We start from the raw sequence: 23356 nt of genomic DNA on the forward strand, positions 1-23356 counted from the left end.
ATCCCTGATGTCGCGCCGCTCTGCATTTGACGTTTCGATAGATCACGGATCGCGTTTATCTGACGCATGGACTCGCGTGCGCCCCGACTCACTCCGCCCCCGCCCTATCGGTGGGCTAGGGAGGCTCTGCGCGTGACAGCCAGGGCCCTGTCACGACTGTGGGGCCGGGACGTGATGCTCTATACCGGCGGCGTTTCGTTCTACGCACTGTTGGCGGCGTTCCCGACCCTTGCCATCGTGATCGGGGTCTACAGCCTGTTCCTGACGCCGGAGCACGCCATCGCCCAGGCCGACGCCATGGCGCGCCTGCTGCCCCAGGGCGCGGCGGACCTCTTCACCAGCGAACTGCTCCGCCTCTCGCACGCGCCGATCCGCATCGTCTCGGCCCAGAGCGGCGTGGCGCTGCTGATCAGCCTTTACGCCGCTCATCGGGGCTTCAAGGCCATGATCGCGGGCCTGTCGCTGATCCACGAGGAGGACGATCCGCACGGCTTCGTCCGCTTCAACCTGATGGCCCTGGTCGCCCTGATCGCCGCGATCGCCCTGGTGGGGGTGCTTTCAGCCACCTTCCTTACGGTGCGGATCCTGGCGACCACCATTCAGGCCAGCCCTTTGAAAGGCGTGCACTGGTTCTACAGCGAGTGGACCTGGGCCTCGCTGGGGGTCAGCCTGGGCATGACCCTGATCTATCGTTTCGCCATGTCGACCAAGCCGGTGGATTGGCGCGGCGCCATAGCCGGCGGGGCGGCGGCGGCGCTGCTTACCCTGTTCGCCTCCTGGGCCAGCGCGGTCTACGCCACCCAGTTCGCTCATTTCGGCGCCACCTACGGCTCGATCGCCGCGGTGGTGGTGCTGCTGGTCTGGCTGTCGTGGAGCGTCAATGCGGTCTTTTTCGGCGGAGCTCTGGCGACGGAGATCGAGCTGATGCTCGAACGCCAACGGCAACGGCTCAAACGGGCTCCGACCACGCCGCCTTCCTCACAACAAACCGCAGCACGCCGCCCTCGGACTCCTGCTTGAGCAAGGGATAGCCAAGGGTCGAGAGCAGATGGGGTATGTCGATCCGCGCCAGAGGATCGTCGGCCAGAAGCTCGACCACGGCGCTCTCCGCAGCAAGCTCCAGCGCGCGGCGCAGGCGCAGGGACGGCACGGGGCAGCGGTGCCCGCGCGCATCGACGACCAGATCGGGCTTTGGCGTCTCGTTCATGCCGGGTCAGCGCGCGCCGAAAGCTTCCGGACCAGTTGCAGGCCGCCGAGCAACCCGCTCATCACAACCAGCGGCCCCAGGCTGTAGATCACGCGGTAGAGGATCAAGGCGGTGGCGGTCTCGTTGGCGCGAGCCATCAGGGCGGAGAGGCCCAGGACGACCGCCTCGAACACCCCGACCCCGCCCGGCACGCCGGTCGCCGCGCTGACCAGCGAGCCCATCACGAACACGGCCAGGAACTCAGGAAAGCCGGCGAGGGTAGGGTGGGGCAGCAGCACGTAGAGCGCCGCGCCGGAGAGCGCCCAGTCGGCCACGCCCGCCAACAGGGCGAAGGCCCGTCCCTCGGCGCTGTGGGCGATGGGCGGGGCGTCGGGCTCGCCGCGCTTCAGCACTACGAACCACAAGACGCCCGGCGCGATCAGGGCAAGGCCGATGACCTCCGTAGTCCAACGCGGCCAGTGGAAAACCTCGGCAAAGGGGCCGGGTCTGGCCATCAGGGCGAGGCCGGCCGTGACTACGCCGCTGAGGCTGACTGCGGCGCCGGCCAGAAGGGCGACGGCGGTGATCGCCTTGGGGCTGAGGCCCCAGGGCGCATAGAGCCGGAGCCGAGTCGCCGTGCCGGTCGCCAGGCTGAAGCCCAGGCTGTTGGAGACGGCGTAGGAAGCGAAGGCGACGCGCCCCGCCCGGTGCCAGGTCAGCCGGTGGCCCAGGCTCTGCAGGGCGAACCATTCAGTGATCGCGAGACAGACATAGCTGGCCGGGGTGAGAACTGCGGCCGTCCAGATCGCGCTGGCCGGCGTGGCGCGCAGGGCCGTCAGAAACAGGGGCCAGGAAAAGTCTTTCAGCACGTGGCGGATCAGCCAGGCGGCGCCAACCAAGGCCGTGATCGAGACCATCGCCTTGCGGACCGGCGATTCCCAGGCGCGGCGGATCAGGCTTTGGCGGTGCGGCTGGCTCACAGCTGGCTGGACGTCCCGAAGCAGGTGAGGTGCGTTCAAGGCAAGCGCGGTCGCAGGATCATCATCGTCCACAGTCGATATCCCAAGCCGTCGCCCCTCGCCATAACGGAAGCCGGCGCCCGAAACGCCGCCGCCGCGCTATAGGAGAGTCGTTTGAAGGCTCTGCGAAGGCGACGATGAGCGATCAAGGACTGATATCCCCGGAAAGTTCCGCCGCCGAACCCCGTCAGGCCGCCCACCCGGCGCCGGTGGCCGGGTCGGTGGCGCTAAGAAACGCCGGCGTTTTCCTGGCCATCGTGGTCGGCGGTTTCACGGTCAAGGTGCTGAACGGCATCCTGACCCCGCTGATCGTCGCGATCTTCATGCTGCTGCTGATCGACGGGGTTTCGCGGGCCATGGAGCGGCGCTTCCCCGCCTGGCCGAACTGGCTGCGCTCGGCGCTGGGGGCGGGTTTCACTGTTGCGGGCTTCACCGGCGTAGTGGCGGTCTGCGTGCACAACGGCGGAGCCTTCGCTACGCAGGTCAAGGTGATGCAGCCCCGCATCGACGCACTTCTGCTCGAGGCGACCGCCAGCTTGCAGATTCCGCCCATGACCGTCACCGACCTGTTCCGCGGCGACAATCCGGCCTCTGCCGTGTCCAAGGTGTTCGGCGCCGCCCGGGGCGTGGTCTCGGAGGCGGTTCTGGTGATGATCTATCTCGGCTTTTTGTCCGCCTCGCGCAGCACCTTTGGCCGCAAGGCCGAGCGGCTGTTCCCCGGCCGGCAGGATCGCGCCCACGCCGAGCGAGTGTTCGGGCGGGTCCGCTATGCCTCGGAGCAGTACATCCTGCTGCAGACGGTCAAGGCCGCGCTGGTGGCGGTCACGGCCTGGGGCCTGATGATGGTGCTGGGGGTCGCAAATCCGCTCTTTATCGCGTTCGTTCTTTTCCTAGCCGCCTTCGTCCCGATCGTCGGCAGCGTAGCGGGATCCATGCTGCCCGCCCTGATGGCGCTTGCCCAGTTCGAATCGCCGGTGCGCCCTCTGATCCTGATGGCGAGCCTGGGCGGGACCATGTTCCTGATCGAGAACGTGCTCCTGCCCAAACTGCAGAGCGACCGTCTGAACCTCGACCCGGTGTTCATCCTGCTGTCGTTGGGATTCTGGGGAATAATGCTGGGCTTGCCGGGCGCGCTGCTCTCGACGCCCCTGACCGTGGTGGTGATGTCGATCGCCGCCGAGTTCAAGGGTACGCGCTGGCTGGCGGTGCTGCTGTCCAAGGACGGCGACCTGGGCCAGCGACTGTAGCCGCGCCTTCGCCCAGGCGGAACGAAGCAGTCGAGCCTTCAGGAGGGGTCGTCGAGGCTGAAGCGGTCGCCGGCCTCGTGATAGGCGAACAGCTCGGCGTAGCGGCCCCAGGTGACCACCGCGGCCAGGGTCTCCTCGGCGTAGTCCTCGGACATGTTGTCCTCCAGCTCATCGCGAAAGCGGCTGGCGGGGGCCTGGTGGCTGGCGCGGTCGTCGAGCACCCGGCGGATGTGGGCGACGAGCGGCACATAGGCCAGCAGGTGCTGGGCGAACAGCTGCTTGCGCTCGTCGACATCGGCGTGTGCGTAGCGGCGGCCATCGGGTGTGAGGCGGATCATGCGCCCGTCGATCTCGGCGAAGCGCATCAATTGCAAGGTTTCGGCGATGGGCAGCAGCTCATCGGCCTCCATGTGGGTGGTCTCTGCCAGGTGGCGCAGGTCGCCCCGGCCTTCGTTCGGCGCGGCCGCGATCGCCTCCATCAGGCCGGCCAGGGTATTGGTCGAGATGTTGGTCAGGGCCATGCTGATGCCCATGCCCGGGAAGTTGCCGTCGCGGATCGGCTGGGCCGGGCTGCGCACGGTCATGCGCGCGTAGATGTCATCCACCAGGGCGCGGAAGGCAGGGTCCAAACGCTTGCGCGGCTGGGGCATGTCGACCTTGATCTCGGCGATCACCCGGCCCGGATTGGACGAGAACACCAGGATGCGGTCGCACATCAGGACCGCCTCCTCGATGTTGTGGGTGACGATCAGGATCGAGCGGATCGGCATCCGCCCTTCGCACCAGAGATCCAGGAGGTCGGTGCGCAGGGTCTCGGCGGTGAGGACGTCGAGGGCTGAGAACGGCTCGTCCATCAGCAGGACCGAGGGCTGCACCACCAGCGCCCGGGCCAAGCCCACCCGCTGGCGCATGCCGCCGGACAACTCCTTGGGATAGGCGTTCTCGAAGCCGTCGAGGCCGATCAGGTCGATGGCCGCCAGGGCGCGCTTGCGCCGCTCCTCGGGCGAGACGCCCTGGGCCTCCAGGCCCAGCTCCACGTTCTGCTGCACGGTCAGCCAGGGGAACAGAGCGAAGCTCTGGAACACCATGGCTACGCCGTGGGCGGAATCTTCGCCGGGCATGTCCTTGATCGTGACCTTGCCCTCCGTGGGACGGATCAGGCCGGCGATGGTGCGCAGCAGCGTCGACTTGCCGGAGCCGGAGCGGCCCAGGAGGCCCACGATCTCGTTGGGGCGCAGGGTCAGGTCGACATCGTCGAGCACCAGAAGGCCCGCGCTGTCGCGCTTGCCGTAGAAGTGCTTTACGCCGCGCACCTCCACCAGGTTGGCTTCGGCCCGTTCGGGAGCGATGAGGGTCATGAGCGAACTCTCAGGTCAGGCGAAGACGGCGCTCGGCATAGCCGTACATCGGCCGCCAAAGCGTGCGGTTCAGAAGGATGACGAAGACGGACATGACGACGATGCCGAGGGCGACCTTCGGATAGTCTCCCGCCGCGGTCGCCTTGGCGATATAGGCGCCGAGGCCGGCCGCTTCCAGGTGGTGGTCGCCCCAGCTGGCGACCTCGGCGACGATGCTGGCGTTCCAGGAGCCGCCCGAGGCGGTGAGGGCGCCGGTGACGTAGTAGGGGAACACCGCAGGCAGCACCACGTCGCGCCACCACTGCCAACGCTTGACGTGGAACATGGCCGCCGCCTCCTTCAGGTCGTTGGGGATTGCGGCCGCGCCGGCGATGACGTTGAACAGGATGTACCACTGGGTGCCGAGGATCATCAGCGGCGAGAGCCAGATGTTCGGATCCAGGCGCCAGGCGACGATCAGGCCGACGGCGATGGGAAACAGCACATTGGCCGGGAAGGCGGCCAGGAACTGAGCGATGGGCTGCACCTTTTCCGACCAGGCGGGACGCAGGCCGATCCAGACGGCGATCGGCACCCAGATCACACTGGCTATGGCGATCAGGATAACTACGCGCAGCAGAGTCAGCACGGCCAGGCCGACCACCACCAAGGCGTCGTGCAGGCTGATGGTCTGGCGCACATAGCCGATCACGCTCCAGGCGCCCCAGAGGGTGACCGCGATGACCAGGCCAACCCAGAGGATGTCGAAGGCGCTGGCCAGGCGCGGGTCCAGCGGGGTGGTCGCCGGAAGCCGTGGCCCGGGAATTCGGGGGAGGGCGCGTACTGGCCAGCGGATCGATATCCGGCGCAGCAGGCGCGTACGGTTCAAGAGATCATAGAACCAGGATTCAGGCCGGTCCTGAGAGGCGGTCTGCTCGAAGCGGAACTTGTCGGCCCAGGCGACGACCGGGCGGAACAGCAGCTGGTCGTAGAGCAGGATCACGACGCCCATGGCCAGGACCGCCCAGATCACGGCCCGGGTGTTCTGCACGCTGATCGCTAGCGCCAGGTAGGAACCGATGCCCGGCAGGGCGACCGTGGTCTTCCCGACCGTGATGGCCTCGGACGCCACCACGAAGAACCAGCCGCCGGACATGGACATCATGGTGTTCCAGACCAGCGCTGGAATGGCGAAGGGCAGCTCAAGCCGCAGGAACTTCTGCCAGCTGGAGAGGCCGAAGCCCTTGGCCACCTCGTCCAGATCCCCCGGCAGGGTGCGCAGCGATTGATAGAAGGAAAAGGCCATGTTCCAGGCCTGGCTGGTGAAGATCGCGAAGATGGCCGCACCCTCGACCCCCAGCTCGCTGCCGGGGAACAGGCCCATGAAGAAGGTCACGGTGAAGGTCAAAAAGCCCAGGATCGGCACCGACTGCAGGATATCCAGCGCCGGGGCGATGATCATCTCGGCCTTGCGGCTGCGGGCGGCGATCGTGCCGGTGACGAAGGTGAACAGCAGCGAGGCGAACAGGGCCGCGAACATGCGCAGTGTGGTGCGCAGGGCGTATTCCGGCAGGCGCGCGGGATCGAGCACAACCGGCTGGACATTGAGCTGGCTCAGCGGCGCATTCATCTGCTGAGCGCCATGCGCCGCCAGCGCCACCACGGCGATCATCAACAGGATCGCGAACACGTCGGCGCGGTTAGGGGCGAACCTGCGGCGCGCATAGCGGGCCAGCAGGGCCGGGTTCAGCCGGTCGGGCGTCAGGAACACCATGCTTTGTCTCGCCGTTCGCCCCAAACGCCTGAACCCGACCGTTCAGCCAAGCTTGGGCCTTCTTTCGCTCGGATGGCGCCGGATGGAGCATTTGTCCATGACGCGGCCATGACAGAGTTGGAAAAACGTCGAGCGCGGAGCAAATTTCCCTGACAGCGCGAGTTTGAGCCCAGGCGCGTCCAGTTCACGCGGCGCTGACTTGCCCCCGCTGCGCCGATGGCCTAGCTGCGACCGCAGGCGACTGGTTTGCGAGGGGCGAGATGGCGGACAGCGGAGAACTGAACCAGGTCCTCGACCTTGAGACCATCGAACTCGACATGTTCCGTGGCCGGACGCCCGATCGCGGAGGGCCGCGCATCTTCGGCGGCCAGGTGGTGGCCCAAGCCCTGGCGGCGGCCTATCGCACGGTGGAAGGCCGGATTTGCCACTCGCTGCACAGCTACTTCATCCGCGCGGGCGACCCCAGTATCCCGATCCTCTACAAGGTCGAGCGCGCCCGCGACGGGGCCAGCTTCACCACCCGCCGCGTGACCGCCATCCAGCACGGCCGGCAAATCTTCAACCTCTCGGCCTCGTTCCAGGTCCCCGAGGCCGGCTTCGAGCACCAGTCGACCATGCCGGGCGCGCCGGACCCGGGCGGCCTGTTGAACGATGAGCAGCTTCGCGCCCTGGAGCCCGAGCCGGGCGACGAGGCGCGCAAGCCCTGGCCGGTGGAAATGCGCCCGATCGATCCCGGTCCGCGCCGCCAGATCGAACCGCGGGAACCGACCTTCCGCTGCTGGTTCCGCGCCCGCGAGGACGTGGGCGACGATGTGGCGACCAACCAGTGCGTCCTGGCCTACGCCTCGGACATGAGCCTTATGGACTCGTCCGTGCGTCCCCACGTGATCGACTGGAACGACCCGAAGTTCCAGGGCGCGAGCCTCGACCATGCCCTCTGGTTCCATCGCCCGTGCCGGTTCAGCGAATGGCACCTCTATGTGCAGGACAGCCCCAGCGCGTCCGGGGCCCGCGGCTTCAATCGTGGCGAGATATACAGCCGCGACGGCGTCCTGGTCGCCTCGGCCACGCAGGAGGCCCTGATCCGCTACCGGAGTTGACGGCGGCCAGGGCCTCGTTGACGCCCTACGATTTCAGCAGCGCCGTCGCCTCGTCCAGGCGCTTGCTGCAGGTGTCCAGAGCATCGGCGGTGCGGCCGATATAGTCTGCGGCCTCGGACCAGCGGCGCCCCTCGATCGCCTCGCGCACCCCGGGCAAGGTCTTGGCGCCGTAGCCGGTCAGGACGCCTGGCGCCGAGATCAGGTTCTTGTACCAGGGCCGGCCGGGCAGGCCGCGCTCGTCCGACAGGCTCTGCTCAAGGCTCTGCAGCATGGCGTTGGCCTTGGCCAGGGCTTCGGGCTTGACGTGGGCGACATCGGCCGCCGCGGCGTCGAAAGCCTTGGCGCTGGCCTTCAGCCGCGCTGTCGCTGCATCAAGTTTGGCGAAGTCGATGGCCGGCACGGGGTCCTCGGCGGCCGGGGCGGCCCAGTGATGGGTCGGGTCATACGCCAGGTCGAAGGCCTTGCTTTCGACCGCGGCGTCCAGCGCCTGGCTACGCTGGCGCATATTGTCCGCCAGCTTGTGCAACTGCTCCAGATTGCCTGCGATCAGGTCCGCCGCTTCGGCATAGCGCAGCGGGTTCAGGTCGGCGTCGGCCGCCCGCATCACCATCCGCCCGCCGGTCTTGGCCATGACCACCCCATAGGCGAAGCCCGGATCGCCGAAGCGCTCGTAGTGTTCGAAGGTGTCATAGAGCGAGTGATAGACCCCGCCCTGGTCGTCTTCGTCGCCATAGGCGATGTCGATCGAGGCTATGCCCAGGTGCTGGACGAAGGGGGTGTAATCCGAGCCTGAGCCCATCGGGCCGATCGCGATCTCGCCGGTCTTGGATTCGTCCTTGGCCGCCTCGCGGATCATCTCGTCGGCGCGGGGGTCGAGGGCGTCGACCTGGATCTTGGCGAACTCCCGGGCCAGGACGCTCTTGCCGGTCTCCGGGTCAGTGACATCGGCGGCGACGCCGGTGGCCAGTTTCCGAGCGGCGTAGCTGGCGTCGAAGTTTACGAAGCCGCGGCCATTGGTGTCGGAATTGATGTAGAGCACCGCCTTGGCCTTCAGCTCGGCGGCGTGCTGCTCGGCCCACTCGGTCGAGCCCAGCAGGCCCGGTTCCTCGCCGTCCCAGCTGGCGTAGACGATGGTCCGCTTGGGCCGCCAGCCGGTCTTGGCCAAGGCGCCCAGCGACTTGGCCTCCTCCATCATGGCGGTCTGGCCGGACAGCGGATCCCAGGCGCCGTAGACCCAGCCGTCGCGGTGGTTGGCGCGGATCACCCACTGGTCGGGAGCCTGGCTGCCCTTCATCACCGCAATCACGTCATAGAGCGGCTTCAGGCTCCAGTCCGCCTCGGTCTTCAGGTGAACCTGAACCCCGTTTCCGCCGACGTGATAGGTGATCGGCAGGGCTCCGCGCCACGCCTTGGGCGCCACCTCGCCGCCCAGGGCCGCCAGGAAGTGCTGGGCGTCGCCATAGGAGATCGGCAGGGCGGGGATCTTCAGGATGGTCTCGGCCTGGCTGATCGGGATGCGCTTGGCGTCCTTGGTCGCGCCTTCGTTCGGGGTCAGCGGGTCGCCGGCGCGGATCGGCATGTCCAGCACCGAGCCGCGCTGGAAGCCTTGGGGCGGGCGCCAGCCGCCCTTGGGATAGGTCTCGCCCGGGCCATAGCCGTCGTCGGCGGGGTCGGAATAGATGATGCAGCCGATCGCCCCGTGCTCCTGGGCCAGCTTCGGCTTCAGGCCGCGCCAGCCGCCGCCGTAGCGGGTGATGACGATCTTGCCCTTGACGCTGACGCCCATGCGCTCCAGCGCCTTGTAGTCCTCGGGCATGCCGTAGTTGGCGTAGACCAGGTCGCCGGTCACGTCGCCGTCGCCCTCGAAGGCCAGCCAGGCGGGCAGGGCGCCCTTCATGTCGACGCTGGAGGTGTCGCCCGGGATCGGGGTTTCCTGCAGGGTCGCGCTGAACGGGTTGGGGCCCAAGAGCTCGAGCGCCTCGCTCTTGGGGGTCGGATAAAGGACCTGGAACTCTTCGATATGGGCGTCCCAGCCCCAGGCCTTGAACTGGGCGAGGGTATATTCCGCGTTGGCCTTGTTGTGGGGCGCGCCGACCTGATTAGGGGCTGCGGCCATCAGCTTCAGGCGCTCGCGGATGGCGTCCGCGGACAGGGCCTGGTCGAACCGGCCCTCCAGCGCGCGCTCAGCCTCGCTCGACTTGTCGGTGAAACCAACCAGAGGCTCGGCCGAGGTCGCCGCTCCGAAAGCCAAGGCCGACAGCGCCGCCGCGCTCACGCCCGCCAATCCACGCATTCCCAACTCCCCGGGCTCTTCGCCCTTTCAACCGTGACTGTTGATCATGTTATCGGTTCCAGCAGCGGGCGAAAGGGGAGATGCGATAGGCTCGCAGGCCCGCCCGCGGCGCGGCGAGCGGGGTTGATGCAGGTCAAGGCGCCACCGGGTGACAGGTTTAGTTTTCGATCGTGGCCGCGAGTTCCGGGCGCCAGTAGGTCGAACCCGCGTCATGCCGCAGTTTGCGGCTTTCCTGTCTTCTCCAACGCGACCCGACAGCATCCCCCCTCGCCGACGGTCGCAAACCTCTAGGCCCGGCCGCCCAGCCGGGCCTCTTCTTTTCAATCAGAACGACGCCGCGCCAGGTCTGCGAACAGCCAGATTGGCCTGAGGCTGGCCGCGGTTGGCTTCGGCGCTGACCACGGTCGTCGAAGCGCTCTCGCGCGTCGCATTCAGCCAAGCCAGCAAGGCGCTCGCGGCCAGGCGGCGGCTGAGGTTGCAGGCGAGGCCGTGGTCGAGGTGGGGGATGATCTGGACCACGGTATTGGGCATGCGCCGAAGGCGGGCGCCGCCCGAGCCGTAATAGGTTCCCAACTCTTCCAGCGATGCATCATTGACCCCCATGATGAAGCAGGACCGTCCGCCGCGGCGGCTGTACAGCTCCATCTGGCGCAGAGGCGCCTGGGGGCCATGCCGCGTGGCCCAGCCGGCGATGCGGCTGCGCAGTCGGCCGAGCAGGGTCAAAAGCACCGCCGGCAGATCCACTCTGTCGACAAAGGCCTGCCTCCAGGCGGACGGGTCGGCCAGGGCCTTCAGATAGGCGCCGGTCGGACGCCCGTTCTTGTAGCGGCCGAAGGTCAAGGTGTCGCCCGCGCGCCAGACCAGCTTGACCGGGCTGACGGCGAAAACGCCGGCTACGTCTGGGTTGCGCCATGCGGCCCGCAGAGCGTGATAGGCGCCGGCGCAGACCCCGAACAGCGTGATATCGGCGTAGCCGCGGGCCTTGAGGAAAGCGACCGCCTTGTCCATCTCCACCTCCCGCGGGGTCTCGAACACATGGCAGCGCAGGTCGGCGCCGAGCGCCGGGCTGTCGCCGAGGCCGGAATAATCGAAGCGAAGCGAAGCCATCCCCTGCCGGGCCAAAGCCAGCGCCGTCCGGGTGGCGAAGCCGCCCACGCCGCTGCGAGGATCGCCTCCGGTGCTGCAGAACACGAGGATCGGGGTGCGGCGCTCCGGCCGCTCGGGCTCGCACAGCACCCCCCAAAGGCCCTCGGCGACCTCGATGACCTGCTCGATCGCGCCGGGCGGCCGGACCTCCGCATTCAGCTGAAGGCCGTCCAGGTCGATCGGCGCTAGGCGATCCCCAGCGAACGTCTCCCCCAACCAGGCGCAGACCCGATCGAACATCGCGATCGGCGGCAGATTGCTGTGGGACTCGGCGAACAGCGCCTTGAAGCCCGGAAAGGGCTCAGCGCGGACGACAGCGCCCGCGGCGTCGAGTTTGGCTGCGTAGCGCCCGACCAGATTGTTCTGGGCGGCGACGAACACCGGGACCTTCGGTGTCGGCAAGGCGGCGAGATCGATTTCTCCGATATGGGCGACAGCCTGAGCCGGAAGGCACAGTTCCCCCGCATCGAACACGCATTCGTCGGGGTCGGAGCGTTCGCCCAGGACCGCTGTGCTGAAGCGCAGCCGGCGCAGCCAAGACCGCCCGTTCAGGACCGGCGCCAGCAGCATCAGCCCGTCGGCTTCCCCAGCGCTCAGGGCGGCCAGCGAAGCGCCCAGCCGCACGCCGCCCAGCACCACCCGGCGGACTCCGGTCAGCCGGCGCAGTTCGGCGACGGCGTGCTTCACGTCCTCGATCCAGGCGGCATAGGCGTCGGCGTCATCCGGAACGTCCAGGGAGTCGCCACAACCCCGGTGGTCGTAGCGCAGCACCGGAAAGCCGGCGTCGGCGACGGCTTCGGCCATCAGCCGCATCGGCATGTAGGCGCAGCGCGCATCGCGGCCGATCGGCGAAATGACGACCAGTCCTGTGTCGCGCGGCGCACCCAAGGGAACGTGGAGCCAGCCCTGGAGTCCCGCAAAGGCGAGGGGCCGCGATCGCCTTCCGGCGCCGCCGACGGCCAAGCTCGTGCGATCATCGCCCAATGTGATCGCCTCCCATCCAGGCCGGCGCCCCAAACAAGCAGCAAAGCTCACAGTCGCAACGCGACGCTGATCGCGGACTGTGAACCTGTCCGTAAACAATGTTAAGCCACCCGCTGGCTACTTGTCCCAACATCAATCGCCGTAGATCAGCGCCCTAAGTCACTGCAAAGCGCCGATCAACGCGAGCGAGTTGCAGGCGCCCTCGTCGAAGTTCCGGAACGGTACAGCTTGTTTATGAGGCGCTTGTCGACGGTATCGCTCGAATACTTGGCCTGAGGACGGGCCGCGGCCCTGACGTCTCTGGATCGCGCGGCGAACTCGCGCGTTAGTCGATTGGCGCCCGTCGCGCCCGGCGGCCCTGTCGACCCCGGCCGGCGATCCGAACACAGGAAAGCCCGATGCAGCTCACGAGACGATTCCTGACGGCGAGCATCGCCGCCGCCGCCGCCGCTCCAGCCGGCCTGACCGCTTTCGCCGGCGTCGCCCAGGCCGCCAGCGCAGAGGATCTCGACCGGCAGAGCCACGAGGCCCTGGAGGCGCTCTACCGCTCGCACCCCTCGGCCGAACAGCTGTCGCGCGCGGCCAAGGGGGTCCTGATCTTCCCGAACATCGTCAAGGCGGGCCTCGTCTTCGGCGGCAGCTACGGCGAGGGCGAGCTGATCGAGGGCGGCCATGTGGCCGGCTATTTCAACTCTGTGACCGGGTCGTGGGGCCTGCAGGCCGGCGCCCAGTCCTATGGCTACGCGGTGTTCCTGATGTCCGAGAAGGCCATCCGCTACATCCACCAGACCCACGGCTGGGAGATCGGCGTCGGGCCGACGGTGGTGGTGGTGGACGAGGGCGCAGCCAAGAACCTCTCGACCTCGACGCTCAAGGACGACGCCTACGCCTTCATCTTCAACCAGCAGGGCCTGATGGGCGGGGTCAGCATCGAGGGCACCAAGATCAGCCGCATCAAGCAGCACTAAAACGCAAAAAGCCCCGGCGGCCGCTCGGCGCGCCGGGGCTCGCCAAGCGTCCCGAAGGTCAGCCCGGCTGCTTGGTGGTGCGCAGGTAGGGCTTGTGCTCGGTCCAGCCCTGCGGGAACAGGCCCTTGGCCTCTTCGTTGCTGACCGCGGGCACGATGATCACGTCCTCGCCCTGCTTCCAGTTCACCGGCGTCGCCACCCTGTGCTTGGCGGTCAGCTGCATGGAGTCGATCACCCGCAGCACCTCGTCGAAATTGCGCCCCGTGGTCATCGGATAGACGATGATCAGCTTGATCCGCTTGTCGGGGCCGATCACGAACACATTGCGCACGGTGGCGTTGGTGGCGGCGGTGCGGCCCTCGGAGCCGCCCTCGGTGTCGGCGGGCAGCATGCCGTAGAGCTTGGAGACCTTCAGGTCGGTGTCGCCGATCATCGGGAAGTTGGGCGCCATGCCTTGCGTCTCGGCGATGTCCTGGGCCCAGCGGGCGTGGTTGTCGACGGGATCGACCGACAGCCCAATCACCTTGACGCCCCGCTTGTCGAATTCCGGCTTCAGCTTGGCCACCGCGCCCAGCTCGGTCGTGCAGACCGGGGTGAAGTCCTTGGGATGCGAGAACAAGACGCCCCAGCTGTCGCCCAGCCAGTCATGAAAGCGTATTTCGCCCTCGGTCGTGTTCTGCGTGAAGTCGGGCGCAATATCGTTCAGTTGCAGGGTCATGCTGCTGTCCTCGCTCAATCGCCTCTTTTGGCGGCGGGACATTACGCCGCACCTGGCGGCTCTTCCAGCCTTGGCCACAACGCCTGCGCGATTCGTCCTATCGACACGCTCGGGACCTGCCGTGATAGGCTTGACGATCCCGCGTTTCGCGGGCGATTCCGCGGGAGAAGGAATGCTATCGCAGCGCGGCCGCTACGCTCTGAAGGCGATGATCAATCTGGCGCGGGGCGGGCCGGGGTCGAGGCAGGTGGCGCTGATCGCCGCCGACGAGGCCATTCCGCGCAAGTTCCTCGAAGCGATCATGGCCGACCTGCGCCGGGCCAACCTGGTGGAGAGCACCCGCGGCAAGCTGGGCGGCTATCGCCTGGCCCGGCCGGCGGACCTGATCACCTTCGGCGAGATCATCCGCGTCACCGACGGGCCGCTGGCCCTGATCCCCTGCGCCAGCCGCAACTTCTACCGCCGCTGCGACGACTGCCGCGACGAGGCCCTGTGCATCCTGCGCCGGATCATGACCCGGGTGCGCAACGAGGTCTCCGAGGTGCTGGACCGCACCACCCTCTCCGACGCCCTGGCCGCCCCCCAGACCCTGGCGGGGCTGGAGCTGGAGGATGGGCCGGACGATGTGGGCTGAGACGCCGTTGCGTGGTTCGAGACGCGCCCCTGACGGGCCGCGCCTCACCATGACGAAGTTTTTTGCAGCCCACCCAATCCAGTCATGGTGAGGGCTCGCGCCAGCGAGCGTCTCGAACCACGCAAACCAGATCGAGCGCTCCCCTTTAAGCAAGGCTGAGAACCCTCAGTTCTCTTCGTCGTCGACCTCGTCGTCGCTCGCATAAGGCCGGCCGCCGGCCAGCCGGTCCGAGCCCGACTTGATCACTATGGTCACCCGGCGGTTGGCCGGCTCGCGCGCGCCGTCGGGGGTCCTGACCGCCTGGTCGCGCTCGCCGCGCCAGGCCGCATCGACGCTCTCGCCGGCGACGCCGTCGGCCTGCAGCGCCTCGCGCACCACCTGCGAGCGGCGCTCGGACAGGGCCTGGTTGTAGCTCTCGGAGCCGGCCGCGTCGGTATAGCCGACGATGGTCGCCCGCGAGCCCGGGCGCGCAGCCGAATAGCGGGCCGCGTCATCGACGATATGCCTGGCCTCCGCCGTCAGCTCGCTCGAGTCGAAGGGAAAGTAGAGCACGAACGACTTGGTCTCCGCCGCGGCGGCCCTGGGCGGGGCGCGTTCGGGCGCCGGCTGGGCGGGCGGGGGAGGGGGAGGCGGCTCGGCGCCGTAGTCGACCTCCGGCGCATAGTCTTCGTAGTCGTCGTACCAGCCGTAATAGCCGTAATAGGGCGCCGGCGCGTACCAGGCCCAGGGCGCATAGCCGTACCAGCCATAGCCATAGGGCCAGCCATAGCCCCGCCAGCCCGGATACCCGCCATGGAAGCGATAGCCGCCGCCATAGTAGCCGCCTCTATAGCCGCCCTGATAACCGCCCCGATAACCGCCATGAGGCGCATAGGCCCCGCCGCCATGAGGGCCGCCGAAATGCCCGCCATGCCGGTCTTGAGCGGCCGCGGGCTGCGCAGCCGCCGCGGCGGCGCCGAGGGCCAGGGCCGCCAGGGTGAGGTTGATTGTCCTGCTCATCTCGAACATCCAGGTCCAGGCGCAGCACGCGACCGTCCCGTCCGGCCACGGGCGCCTGACAAGACCTGTGATCCTTTCAAGGTGAACGGCGTGTGAACCATGTTTTGGGGGCCGTCGGGCCAGAAAAGCCTAAGGCGGCCCCCGGGCCGCCCGAGCTCGGAAAGCCGGAACCGGCGGCCACTCAGGCGGCGACACGGCCCGGCGCTCACTAGTCCCAATTGACCTGGCTTCAGGCGATTTCGCCACTGCCCCGGCCGTACCCAAACCCTTTCGCAACACCGCCGCCGTCTCGGCCGCCTGCCGCCGAACCGCGGCGGTCAGGGCTTCGACCCCCGCCTCCAGGTCCAGGCCGGCGAACAGATCCTCGTCCGGATCGCCCAGCCATTCGCGTTCTTCCCGCAGATCCTCATCGTCCGGCTCGTCATCCAGCCGGTCGTCATCACCTGATCGCGCCGCAACCCCCGCCCGAGGCGCCCGCGCCTGACGCCAGCCCCCGCGCGGCGGCGCCCCTTCGGCCAGCCTAGCCTCCAGCGCCAGGGTCTGGCGCACCGCCCGCGCCACCCGGGCGAAGCCTGAGGCCGCCTGAGCCGCCTCGGCCGGCGAAACCTCGGCCTCCTCCGCCGCCACCGCCGTCCGCTCGCCCATGGCCCGCGCCACCCGCATCCCGATTTCGCCCAGCTCCCGCAGTATAGCCCCATGCCGCAACGCCCGATCGCTGGCGCTTTCGGGGGGCTGGGGAGAGGGGCTGGGCGGCGACGTTGACATGGAACAAAATAAGAACATTTTTGTGGTCGACTGTCAAGGTGGAGCTCGCGCGCGAACACCGGGTGGGGCGTGGGCGCCAGGGGCTTTCCGAAGGGCGGCCTGGCCTCGCCCTCCGGCGCAAACCGCTTCGGGGCCTGTTGCGCAGGCCGCCAACCTGCGAGACCGGAGAACTACTTACGGGCCAAGCGGTGAAGGTTTTGCCCCTATTTTGAGGGGGAGCTCTTTTCATTGCAGGGGAACGCTTCGTTCAAGGATCCAAGTATCAACGAAGCGGCAGAGTATTGCCGCTTCGTCGGATTGTCCTTGATATAGCTAATTGCAATTTCGACTTCTTGCGGATTGTTGATATTGTTCGGCGGACAGTATATGGGGATTCTCAGCGTTGATCTGAGCATGTGCAAAGCATTTATTGATCCACCAATATATCCAATGCGGAGTGAATGATTTGCGCTTTGCTCCGGCGTATCGCAATAGGTCCAGAGATCTTTGCCGGACAAGCCGGAAGTCTCGTTAGCTGACGAGGGGCTCCCAACGAGCGCTGCAAAGGCCGCAATTGTAGCTATGAGCTTTGCGCGTTGCATGGTTCGCCCCCCGCCGGTGAAATCGGCCGGCCGGCCGTATCTACCGCGGCCCGCCGAAGAGGTGAAGCGGGCCCCAGAACGGTCCCAACCGCGGCCACGCCTCATGGGTTGGGGGGGACAGGATACCAAGTGTCAGGAGATGGCGGACGGGGTGGGATTCGAACCCACGGTGGGCGTGAACCCACGGCGGTTTTCAAGACCGCTGCCTTAAACCACTCGGCCACCCGTCCGGCGCTCTGGGAGCGTGGTTGCAGGGGACCGATTGCCACGGCGGCGCGCGGTTCACAAGGGCTGGACCGCCAGGCCTTGCCTCGGGCGCGGGGATGCGGGATCAGCGTTCCAGACCAAGAGAGAAGGAATGGGGCGATGAGCACGATCGGGCTGGGACTGGCTTTGGCGGCAGCGGCCGCTGTCGGCGGCGGGGCGATCGCGTTCGCACAATCTGCTCCGCAATCCGCCCCGCCGGCCATGGCGCCGCCGTCCGGCTTCCTGCCCGGCTATCTGCCCAAGGGGGCGACGCCGAACAGCCTGGCCATCCTGCCGCCGGCGCCCGCCGCCGATTCGGCGACCCAGGCGCGCGACGAGGCCGAGGCCAAGGCGGTGGCGGCGCTGAAGGGCGGCCCGCGCTGGGACCTGGCGCGGCAGGACGCCGAGCTGCGCTTTCCCGCGGCGGCCGACACCTTTTCCTGCGCGCTGGGGGTGAAGATCAGCCCCGAAACCACGCCGCACCTCTACACCCTCTTGCGCCGCACCCTGAGCGATGCGGGGCTGTCCACCTATCCGACCAAGAACAAGTACCGCCGGGCGCGGCCGTTCATGGCCCGGGGCGGAGACATCTGCACCCCCGAGGAGGCTGACCACCTGCGCGCCGACGGCTCCTATCCCTCCGGCCACGCCGCGTTGGGCTGGGCCTGGGCGCTGGTGCTGGCCGAGGCGGCGCCGGACCACGAGAACGAGCTTCTGGCCCGCGGCCGGGCCTTCATGCGGAGCCGGGTGATCTGCAACGTGCATTGGCTGAGCGACACCGAGGCCGGCTCGGTCATGGGCGCGGCCACGGTCGCGCGCCTGCACGACGAGCCGGCCTTCCGCGCCGAGCTAGAGGCGGCCCGGGCCGAGATCGCCGCCGCTCGCGCCGCCGGCGAGGCTCCCTCCCGCGACTGCAAAGCCGAGGCCGCCGCCCTGGCCCTGACGCCCGACGCTCAGCCCTGAGCTGGGGGAGGGACTGGTTAACCCATTCCTAAACGGGGTGGGGCAACTTGAGGGGGAAACTGAGTCCGGCCATCGGGGCCGCGGCGGGAGCTTGACCCATGGCCACAGTTTGGCGCGTACGGGACGGGGGATCGGCGCGACTGGCCAGGGTCAGCCTGGTGCTGGGCCTGGGCGGCCTCGGCCTTGCCGCCTGCGCCACCGCGCCCGAGCGTCCGGGCCTGGGCGTGACGCCTGGCCCCCAGGCCAGCGCCCGGCCGCCGGCGGGGCAGGGGAGCCAAGGCCAAGGCGGCCAAGGACCAGGCGGCTTCGGCGGCCAGGGCCTGCACGGGACCGACAAACCCTATCAGATCAATGGGATCTGGTACTATCCCCATGCCGAGCCGAACTATGACGAGACGGGCTACGCCTCGTGGTACGGCCAGGCCTTTCACAACAAGCACACCGCCGACGGCGAGATCTTCGACCAGTACGCCCTGTCGGCGGCGCACAAGACACTGCCGCTGCCGTCGATCGTCGAGGTGACCAACCTGGACAACGGGAAGAGCCTCAGACTGCGGCTGAACGACCGCGGGCCGTTCGTGGGCGAGCGCCTGCTGGACGTCAGCAAGGCCGCTGCGGATGAGCTGGGCTTTGGCCGCCAGGGCCTGGCCCGGGTCCGGGTGCGCTATGTCGGCCCGGCGCCGGCTTTCTCCATCACGCCGATGATGTACGCCTCGACCGATCCGAAGCTGATCTCGGACCACCGGGTGGCCTACCGGTCCAGCGACAAGGACGCCGACGACGCGCTGCCCACCGTGGCCAAGGCCCCCACGGGCAAGGTGCAGGCCCAGAGCCTGACGCCGGTCGGCGCGCCCCCGGCCGCGCCGCCGCCCGAAATGGCGGCCATGACCAACAACAGCCGCGAGCGCTTCGCCGAGCCCTCGGTCTCGCTGAGCGGCGCCGCCCTGGCGCCCGTCACCGCCGCCGCCCAGGCGCCGGGCCTGGTCGCTGTGAGTGCGCCGCCGCCCCAGCCCGTCGAAATGGCCTCGCTGACGCCGCCGCCCGCGCCTCGGGTGGTTTCGCCCGCGCCAGTTCCGCCGCCATCTCCCCTGGCCCGCGACGGCTATGTGGTCCAGGCCGGCGCCTTCGCCAGCAGGGCCAACGCCGATCGCGCCGCGGCCCAGCTGGGCTCAGGCGTGGCGATCCGGCCGATCGACCGCAACGGCGTCACCCTCTACCGGGTGGTGATGACCGGCTATGCAGACGCCGCCTCTGCCGAGGCCGCAAGGGCCAGAGCCGCCGCGGCGGGCTTCCCGGCCGCCCGGATCATCGCCAGCAACTAGGGCCCGGCTGGACCTCAAAAATCCGCTCATCCCGGCGAATGCCGGGACCCAGATCACAAAACTCAGTCCGTCGGATTTGTTTCAGGCTCAACATCCACTGACCCAGCCTTACGATCTGGGTCCCGGCATTCGCCGGGATGAGCGGCTGAGAAGAGCGATCGAAAGACGGGGCGATACGATCTAGCCGCCAGCGCCCAGCTTGCGCGCCAGGAACTCGGCGGTGGCCTGGTCGGCCTTCAGCCAGTCGGCGTAGCGCAGGAAGCCGTGGATCTCGTCCGGCAGCACCAGCTCCTCGTAAGGCGCGCCCCGCGCATCCAGCCGCCGGGCCAGGTCGATGGTCTGGTTGAAGCGGACATTGCGGTCGTCGTCGCCCTGGATCAGCAGCACCGGCGAGGTCCAATGGTCCACGTCGGCGTCGGGTGACGACTTGAAGGCCAGGGCGATGGCCTCGGCCCGATCGCCCTGCTCGTAGCGGCCCAGCGGCGGCCCCAGTTCCTCGGCCACGTCGCGCGACCAGTCGTGCACCCCGTGCAGGTCGACCCCGGCCTTGAACAGGTCGGAATTGCGGGCCAGGGCCAGGCCCGTCAGATAGCCGCCGTACGAGCCGCCCCAGATGCCGATTTTCGCCGGATCGACCTCGCCGCGCGCCTGCAGGAACCGGGCGCCGGCCACCACGTCCTGGTACTCGGCCGCCCCGGTCGGGCCCCAGCCCTCCGGATGCTGGAAGTCGTAGCCATAGCCGATGCCCAGCCGGTAGTTGACCGACAGCACCACAAAGCCGTGCGCGGCCAGGTACTGGTTCACGGCATAGGCGTTGGAATAGTAGTCCATATAGGACCAGCCCAGCATCATCTGCCGCGGCGGCCCGCCGTGGACGAAGATCACGCCCGGCTTCTTCGCCGCGCCGCCGGGGGCCTCGAACAGTTGGCCGTGGATGGTCAGGCCGTCGGGCGCGGTGAAGCTGACCTGGCGCGGAACCACGAACGCCGGGCCGGCGAAATCGGCGGGCGCGGCCTGGCTGTCCAGCAGCCGGCGGCCCGATCCCTTGTCGTCGACGACCTCGACCGCCGGCGCCTGGCGCGGGCCGGCGCTGATGAAGGCAGCGCCGGCGGAGGTCGCGACCGGCCTCCACTCCAGGCCCTCGCCCGAGGTCAGCGCCGTCGGCGCGCCGCCCGCGACGGACACGCGGAACAGGTGGCGGCGGTCGTCGTCGTCCTTCGCGGAGCCCGTATTGGCCGAATAGACCAGCGCCTTGCCGTCCTGACTCAGCGCCACATGCTCGACCATGAACGCGCCGGGCGTCAGAAGCCGCGCCGCGCCGCCGGCCGCAGGCACGGCGTAGAGGTGGGGCCAGTTGTCCTGCAGCGACAGGAAGGTTAGCTGGCCCTCCGCCGCCCAGTGTAGGTTGGCTTCGCCCGCGACGTCGGGATAGGAGGCGCGCAGCGTCTTGTCGCTGCGCCAGAGCGCGCGGCCCTGGCCGGTGGCGAGGTCCGCGGTCCAGATCGACCAGGGATGCGGGCTGTTCTTCAGCAGCGGCTGGGGCGCGCCGCCATCGCCGGGCTGGCGGGTGAAGGCGATGTGCTGGCCGTCGGGCGACCAGACCGGCGCGCCGTCGGCGCCGGTGGAGGGCGCCATCCAGGCGATCGGATGGTCATTGTCGGCATAGACGCCGATGAACGCATGATCCTCGCGGTTCGACACGAAGGCCAGGCGCGACCCGTCCGGCGACCAGGCCAGCGCCCCGTCCTTGCCGCGATCGAAGAACAGCCGGTGGCCGTCCTTGCCGTCCAGGGCCGCGGTCCAGACCTGGCCGTCCTTGACATAGGCCAGCACCCCCTTGGGCGAGATGGCCGGGGCGTCGCCCTCGACCAGCTTCTGCGCCGGCTTGGCGCCGGTCGGGTCGGCGGCCCACAGGGTGATCTTGGGCTCGGTCGGGCTGGAGTTCGGGTTCGGCTGCAGGTCGCCCTTTGCTGGCCAGTTCTCGTCATGGTCGCCGCCGCGGACGAACACCAGCAGCTTGCCATCGGGCGAGAAGGTCAGCTGGGTCAGCTCCTGGCCGTCGTCTTCGGTGAACTGGGACACCTGGCGCGGCGCATAGGCGGGCCCCTCGGCGACCCAGACATTGCGCACGCCCTTCACATTGCGCACCCAGGCGATGCGGTCGGCCTTGGCCGCGGCGGCCAGCTCGTTCACGAACGGATAGGACAGGGCCTGGGGCATGGTGAAATCGGCCGCGCTCGCCGCGCCCGATCCGGCCGCCAGGGCAAGGGCCGCCGCCGCGCAGGTCGCCATCAATGTCCGCATGTCCGCCCCCAATTGGCCGCCTTCAAAGGCGTCTGGCGCGCCTCGTGTGAGCTTCGGATACGTGCGGTTGCAGGAGCGGTCAACGGCCGCGGCCGAGCGGGCCTTGCGCCGAGGCGCGAACCGGACAATGTGAGAGCCGTGAGGCGCGGTCTGTTCATAAGCTTGGAAGGCGGGGAGGGGGCCGGCAAGTCCACCCAGCTGAAACGCCTGGCCGACCGGCTGAAGCCGCGCGGCGAGGTGGTGGTGACGCGCGAGCCCGGCGGCTCGCCCGGCGCCGAGGCGATCCGCGCGCTGCTGGTCACCGGCGCGGTCGATCGCTGGAGCCCGATCAGCGAGACTCTTCTGATGTACGCCGCCCGCCGCGACCACATCGAGCGGACCATAGAGCCGGCCCTGGCGCGCGGCGCGATCGTGCTGTGCGACCGCTTCTTCGATTCCACGCGCGCCTATCAGGGCGCGGGCGGCTCGGCCCCGGCCGCGCTGATCGCCGCGCTCGAGCGCGATGTGGTCGGCGATGTCCGCCCCGACCTGACCCTGATCCTGGACATGCCGGTGGAGACGGGCCTGGCCCGCGCCGCCGCCCGAGGCGAGGGCGAGGCGCGCTTTGAGGCCAAGGGCTTGGCCTTTCACCAGCGCCTGCGCGCAGCCTTCCTGGCCATAGCCGAGGCTGAGCCGGCGCGCTGCGTGCTGATCGACGCCGACGCCGGCATTGACGAGGTCGAGGCGCGCATCTGGCGCGCGGTCGAGGCGCGGCTGGCATGAGCGACGACATCGATATCGCCCATCCCCGCGACGTGTTCGATTTCCACGGCGGTCAGGCGGTAGAGGAAGCCTTCCTCGGCGCGCTGGAGCGCGGGCGGCTGCACCACGCCTGGCTGCTCTGCGGGCCGGAAGGCGTCGGCAAGGCCACCTTCGCCTACCGCGCCGCCCGCCGGCTGATGGGGGCCCGGCCCGACCCCGCCTATGGCCTGCTAGGCGCCGCGCCCGAGGATTTCGTCAGCCGGCAGATTTCGGCGCGCTCGCACCCCGACCTGATGGTGCTGGAGCGGGTGGGGGAGGACGGCAAGCCGCGCAAGGTGATTCCGGTGGACGACGCCCGCCGCCTGCCCGAGTTCTTCTCCAAGGCCCCGGCGGCCTCGCCCTATCGCGTGGCGATCATCGACGCCGTCGATGACATGAACACCAACGCCGCCAACGCCTTATTGAAAACTCTTGAGGAACCGCCTGAACGTGGCGTGTTGTTCCTGGTGTCGCATTCGCCGGGCGGGCTCCTGCCCACCATCCGCTCCCGTTGCCGGCGACTGCGCTTCGAAGCCTGGGCGGAGGACGACGCGGCCGACTTCCTCCAACAGCGGCTGGATGTAACCACGGACGACGCGCGCCGGCTGGCGGCCATAGCCCATGGGGCGCCGGGCCGGGCGCTGCAACTCGCCGGCGCCTCGGCGGTCGAGGTCGACCGGCTGGCGGCCGAGATCCTGCAGCGCCTGCCGGAGGTCGATCCGGTTCCCATGCTCACCGTCACCGACGGCTTCCGTGGCCCCGAGGGTGCGGCCCGCTTCGAGCTACTGTTCGAGCGCCTGGCCGAGCGGGTGCGCGAGCGGGCCCTGGCCAGCGCGGAGCAGGGGGCCACGCCCTCGGACCGCTGGTACCAGGTCTGGGATCGGCTGATTCGCATCCCGCGCGAGGTCGAGGCGGTAAACCTAGACAGAACCGACGCTTTCTGGACCGCCATGGCCGAGCTTCGCGCCGCCGCGCGGGCCAGTTTCTGAC

At 68.7% G+C, this 23356-nt stretch carries 20 protein-coding genes and 1 tRNA gene; 9 read left to right on the forward strand and 12 right to left on the reverse strand.

The window, feature by feature from the left end:
• Positions 1–132: 132 nt before the first annotated feature.
• Positions 133–1020 carry a YihY/virulence factor BrkB family protein gene (locus KCG34_RS03095; RefSeq protein ID WP_249138195.1) on the forward strand — a complete coding sequence of 296 codons (888 nt, stop codon included), beginning with the start codon at positions 133–135 and terminating at the stop codon, positions 1018–1020.
• On the opposite strand, the gene KCG34_RS03100 is transcribed toward KCG34_RS03095, so the two are convergent.
• Together KCG34_RS03100 and KCG34_RS03105 are read right to left on the reverse strand one after the other, a co-directional pair.
• Positions 950–1207: a sulfurtransferase TusA family protein gene (locus KCG34_RS03100; RefSeq protein ID WP_211938942.1), complete on the reverse strand. Its 258-nt coding sequence runs from the start codon at positions 1205–1207 to the stop codon at positions 950–952. The two genes, KCG34_RS03095 and KCG34_RS03100, sit on opposite strands and share 71 nt — an antisense overlap.
• The gene (locus KCG34_RS03105) at positions 1204–2166 is read right to left on the reverse strand and encodes a lysylphosphatidylglycerol synthase domain-containing protein (protein WP_211938943.1); all 963 of its coding nucleotides are present in this window, start codon (positions 2164–2166) and stop codon (positions 1204–1206) included. Before KCG34_RS03105 ends, KCG34_RS03100 begins: the two co-directional genes overlap by 4 nt.
• A gap of 176 nt (positions 2167–2342) precedes the next feature.
• Here KCG34_RS03105 and KCG34_RS03110 point away from each other — a divergent pair, with 176 nt between their 5' ends.
• Positions 2343–3452 carry an AI-2E family transporter gene (locus KCG34_RS03110; protein WP_211938944.1) on the forward strand — a complete coding sequence of 370 codons (1110 nt, stop codon included), beginning with the start codon at positions 2343–2345 and terminating at the stop codon, positions 3450–3452.
• Between the two features lie 38 nt (positions 3453–3490).
• Here KCG34_RS03110 and KCG34_RS03115 read toward each other — a convergent pair whose 3' ends face one another.
• Positions 3491–4810, reverse strand: a complete 1320-nt coding sequence (locus tag KCG34_RS03115; RefSeq protein ID WP_211938945.1) for an ABC transporter ATP-binding protein — start codon at positions 4808–4810, stop codon at positions 3491–3493.
• Positions 4811–4820: 10 nt separating this feature from the next.
• Positions 4821–6563: an ABC transporter permease gene (locus KCG34_RS03120; protein ID WP_249138196.1), complete on the reverse strand. Its 1743-nt coding sequence runs from the start codon at positions 6561–6563 to the stop codon at positions 4821–4823.
• Positions 6564–6823: 260 nt separating this feature from the next.
• On the opposite strand from KCG34_RS03120, the gene KCG34_RS03125 reads away from it, so the two are divergent.
• Positions 6824–7663, forward strand: coding sequence for an acyl-CoA thioesterase (locus KCG34_RS03125; protein WP_211938946.1), 840 nt, complete (start codon positions 6824–6826; stop codon positions 7661–7663).
• 25 nt (positions 7664–7688) lie between these two features.
• Here the strand turns inward: KCG34_RS03125 and KCG34_RS03130 are convergent, their stop codons facing one another.
• Positions 7689–9956 (reverse strand): transferrin receptor-like dimerization domain-containing protein, encoded by a 2268-nt coding sequence (locus KCG34_RS03130; RefSeq protein WP_211938947.1) that lies wholly within the window; start codon positions 9954–9956, stop codon positions 7689–7691.
• A gap of 324 nt (positions 9957–10280) precedes the next feature.
• On the reverse strand, positions 10281–11990 hold the full coding sequence (locus KCG34_RS03135) for a serine aminopeptidase domain-containing protein (RefSeq protein WP_211938948.1): 1710 nt from the start codon (positions 11988–11990) through the stop codon (positions 10281–10283).
• Between the two features lie 494 nt (positions 11991–12484).
• Here KCG34_RS03135 and KCG34_RS03140 point away from each other — a divergent pair, with 494 nt between their 5' ends.
• Positions 12485–13054: a lipid-binding SYLF domain-containing protein gene (locus KCG34_RS03140; protein WP_211938949.1), complete on the forward strand. Its 570-nt coding sequence runs from the start codon at positions 12485–12487 to the stop codon at positions 13052–13054.
• 58 nt (positions 13055–13112) lie between these two features.
• Here the strand turns inward: KCG34_RS03140 and KCG34_RS03145 are convergent, their stop codons facing one another.
• A complete protein-coding gene (locus KCG34_RS03145; protein WP_211938950.1) occupies positions 13113–13772 on the reverse strand; it encodes a peroxiredoxin in 660 nt (219 codons plus the stop codon).
• A gap of 172 nt (positions 13773–13944) precedes the next feature.
• Between KCG34_RS03145 and KCG34_RS03150 the strand changes: the two genes are divergently transcribed.
• On the forward strand, positions 13945–14406 hold the full coding sequence (locus KCG34_RS03150; RefSeq protein WP_211938951.1) for an RrF2 family transcriptional regulator: 462 nt from the start codon (positions 13945–13947) through the stop codon (positions 14404–14406).
• Between the two features lie 165 nt (positions 14407–14571).
• On the opposite strand, the gene KCG34_RS03155 is transcribed toward KCG34_RS03150, so the two are convergent.
• The 4 genes from KCG34_RS03155 to KCG34_RS03170 form a co-directional block, all read right to left on the reverse strand.
• A complete protein-coding gene (locus KCG34_RS03155) occupies positions 14572–15405 on the reverse strand; it encodes an OmpA family protein (protein ID WP_211938952.1) in 834 nt (277 codons plus the stop codon).
• Positions 15406–15534: 129 nt separating this feature from the next.
• The gene (locus KCG34_RS03160) at positions 15535–16068 is read right to left on the reverse strand and encodes a hypothetical protein (RefSeq protein WP_211938953.1); all 534 of its coding nucleotides are present in this window, start codon (positions 16066–16068) and stop codon (positions 15535–15537) included.
• 305 nt (positions 16069–16373) lie between these two features.
• Positions 16374–16751: a Rap1a/Tai family immunity protein gene (locus KCG34_RS03165; RefSeq protein WP_211938954.1), complete on the reverse strand. Its 378-nt coding sequence runs from the start codon at positions 16749–16751 to the stop codon at positions 16374–16376.
• Positions 16752–16891: 140 nt separating this feature from the next.
• Positions 16892–16981, reverse strand: a tRNA-Ser gene (locus tag KCG34_RS03170).
• A 136-nt stretch (positions 16982–17117) separates the two neighbouring features.
• Between KCG34_RS03170 and KCG34_RS03175 the strand changes: the two genes are divergently transcribed.
• Together KCG34_RS03175 and KCG34_RS03180 are read left to right on the forward strand one after the other, a co-directional pair.
• Positions 17118–17960: an acid phosphatase gene (locus KCG34_RS03175; RefSeq protein ID WP_211938955.1), complete on the forward strand. Its 843-nt coding sequence runs from the start codon at positions 17118–17120 to the stop codon at positions 17958–17960.
• A gap of 98 nt (positions 17961–18058) precedes the next feature.
• Positions 18059–19282: a septal ring lytic transglycosylase RlpA family protein gene (locus tag KCG34_RS03180; RefSeq protein WP_211938956.1), complete on the forward strand. Its 1224-nt coding sequence runs from the start codon at positions 18059–18061 to the stop codon at positions 19280–19282.
• Positions 19283–19462: 180 nt separating this feature from the next.
• On the opposite strand, the gene KCG34_RS03185 is transcribed toward KCG34_RS03180, so the two are convergent.
• On the reverse strand, positions 19463–21586 hold the full coding sequence (locus tag KCG34_RS03185) for a S9 family peptidase (protein WP_211938957.1): 2124 nt from the start codon (positions 21584–21586) through the stop codon (positions 19463–19465).
• 138 nt (positions 21587–21724) lie between these two features.
• Between KCG34_RS03185 and tmk the strand changes: the two genes are divergently transcribed.
• A complete protein-coding gene (tmk, locus tag KCG34_RS03190) occupies positions 21725–22348 on the forward strand; it encodes a dTMP kinase (protein ID WP_211938958.1) in 624 nt (207 codons plus the stop codon).
• Complete coding sequence (locus KCG34_RS03195) at positions 22345–23355, forward strand: DNA polymerase III subunit delta' (RefSeq protein ID WP_211938959.1); 1011 nt, start codon at positions 22345–22347, stop codon at positions 23353–23355. The genes tmk and KCG34_RS03195 overlap by 4 nt, the downstream gene beginning before the upstream one ends.
• Position 23356: the final 1 nt, after the last annotated feature.

Origin of the sequence: Phenylobacterium montanum, from assembly GCF_018135625.1 — a bacterium.
Lineage (GTDB): Bacteria > Pseudomonadota > Alphaproteobacteria > Caulobacterales > Caulobacteraceae > Poindextera > Poindextera montana.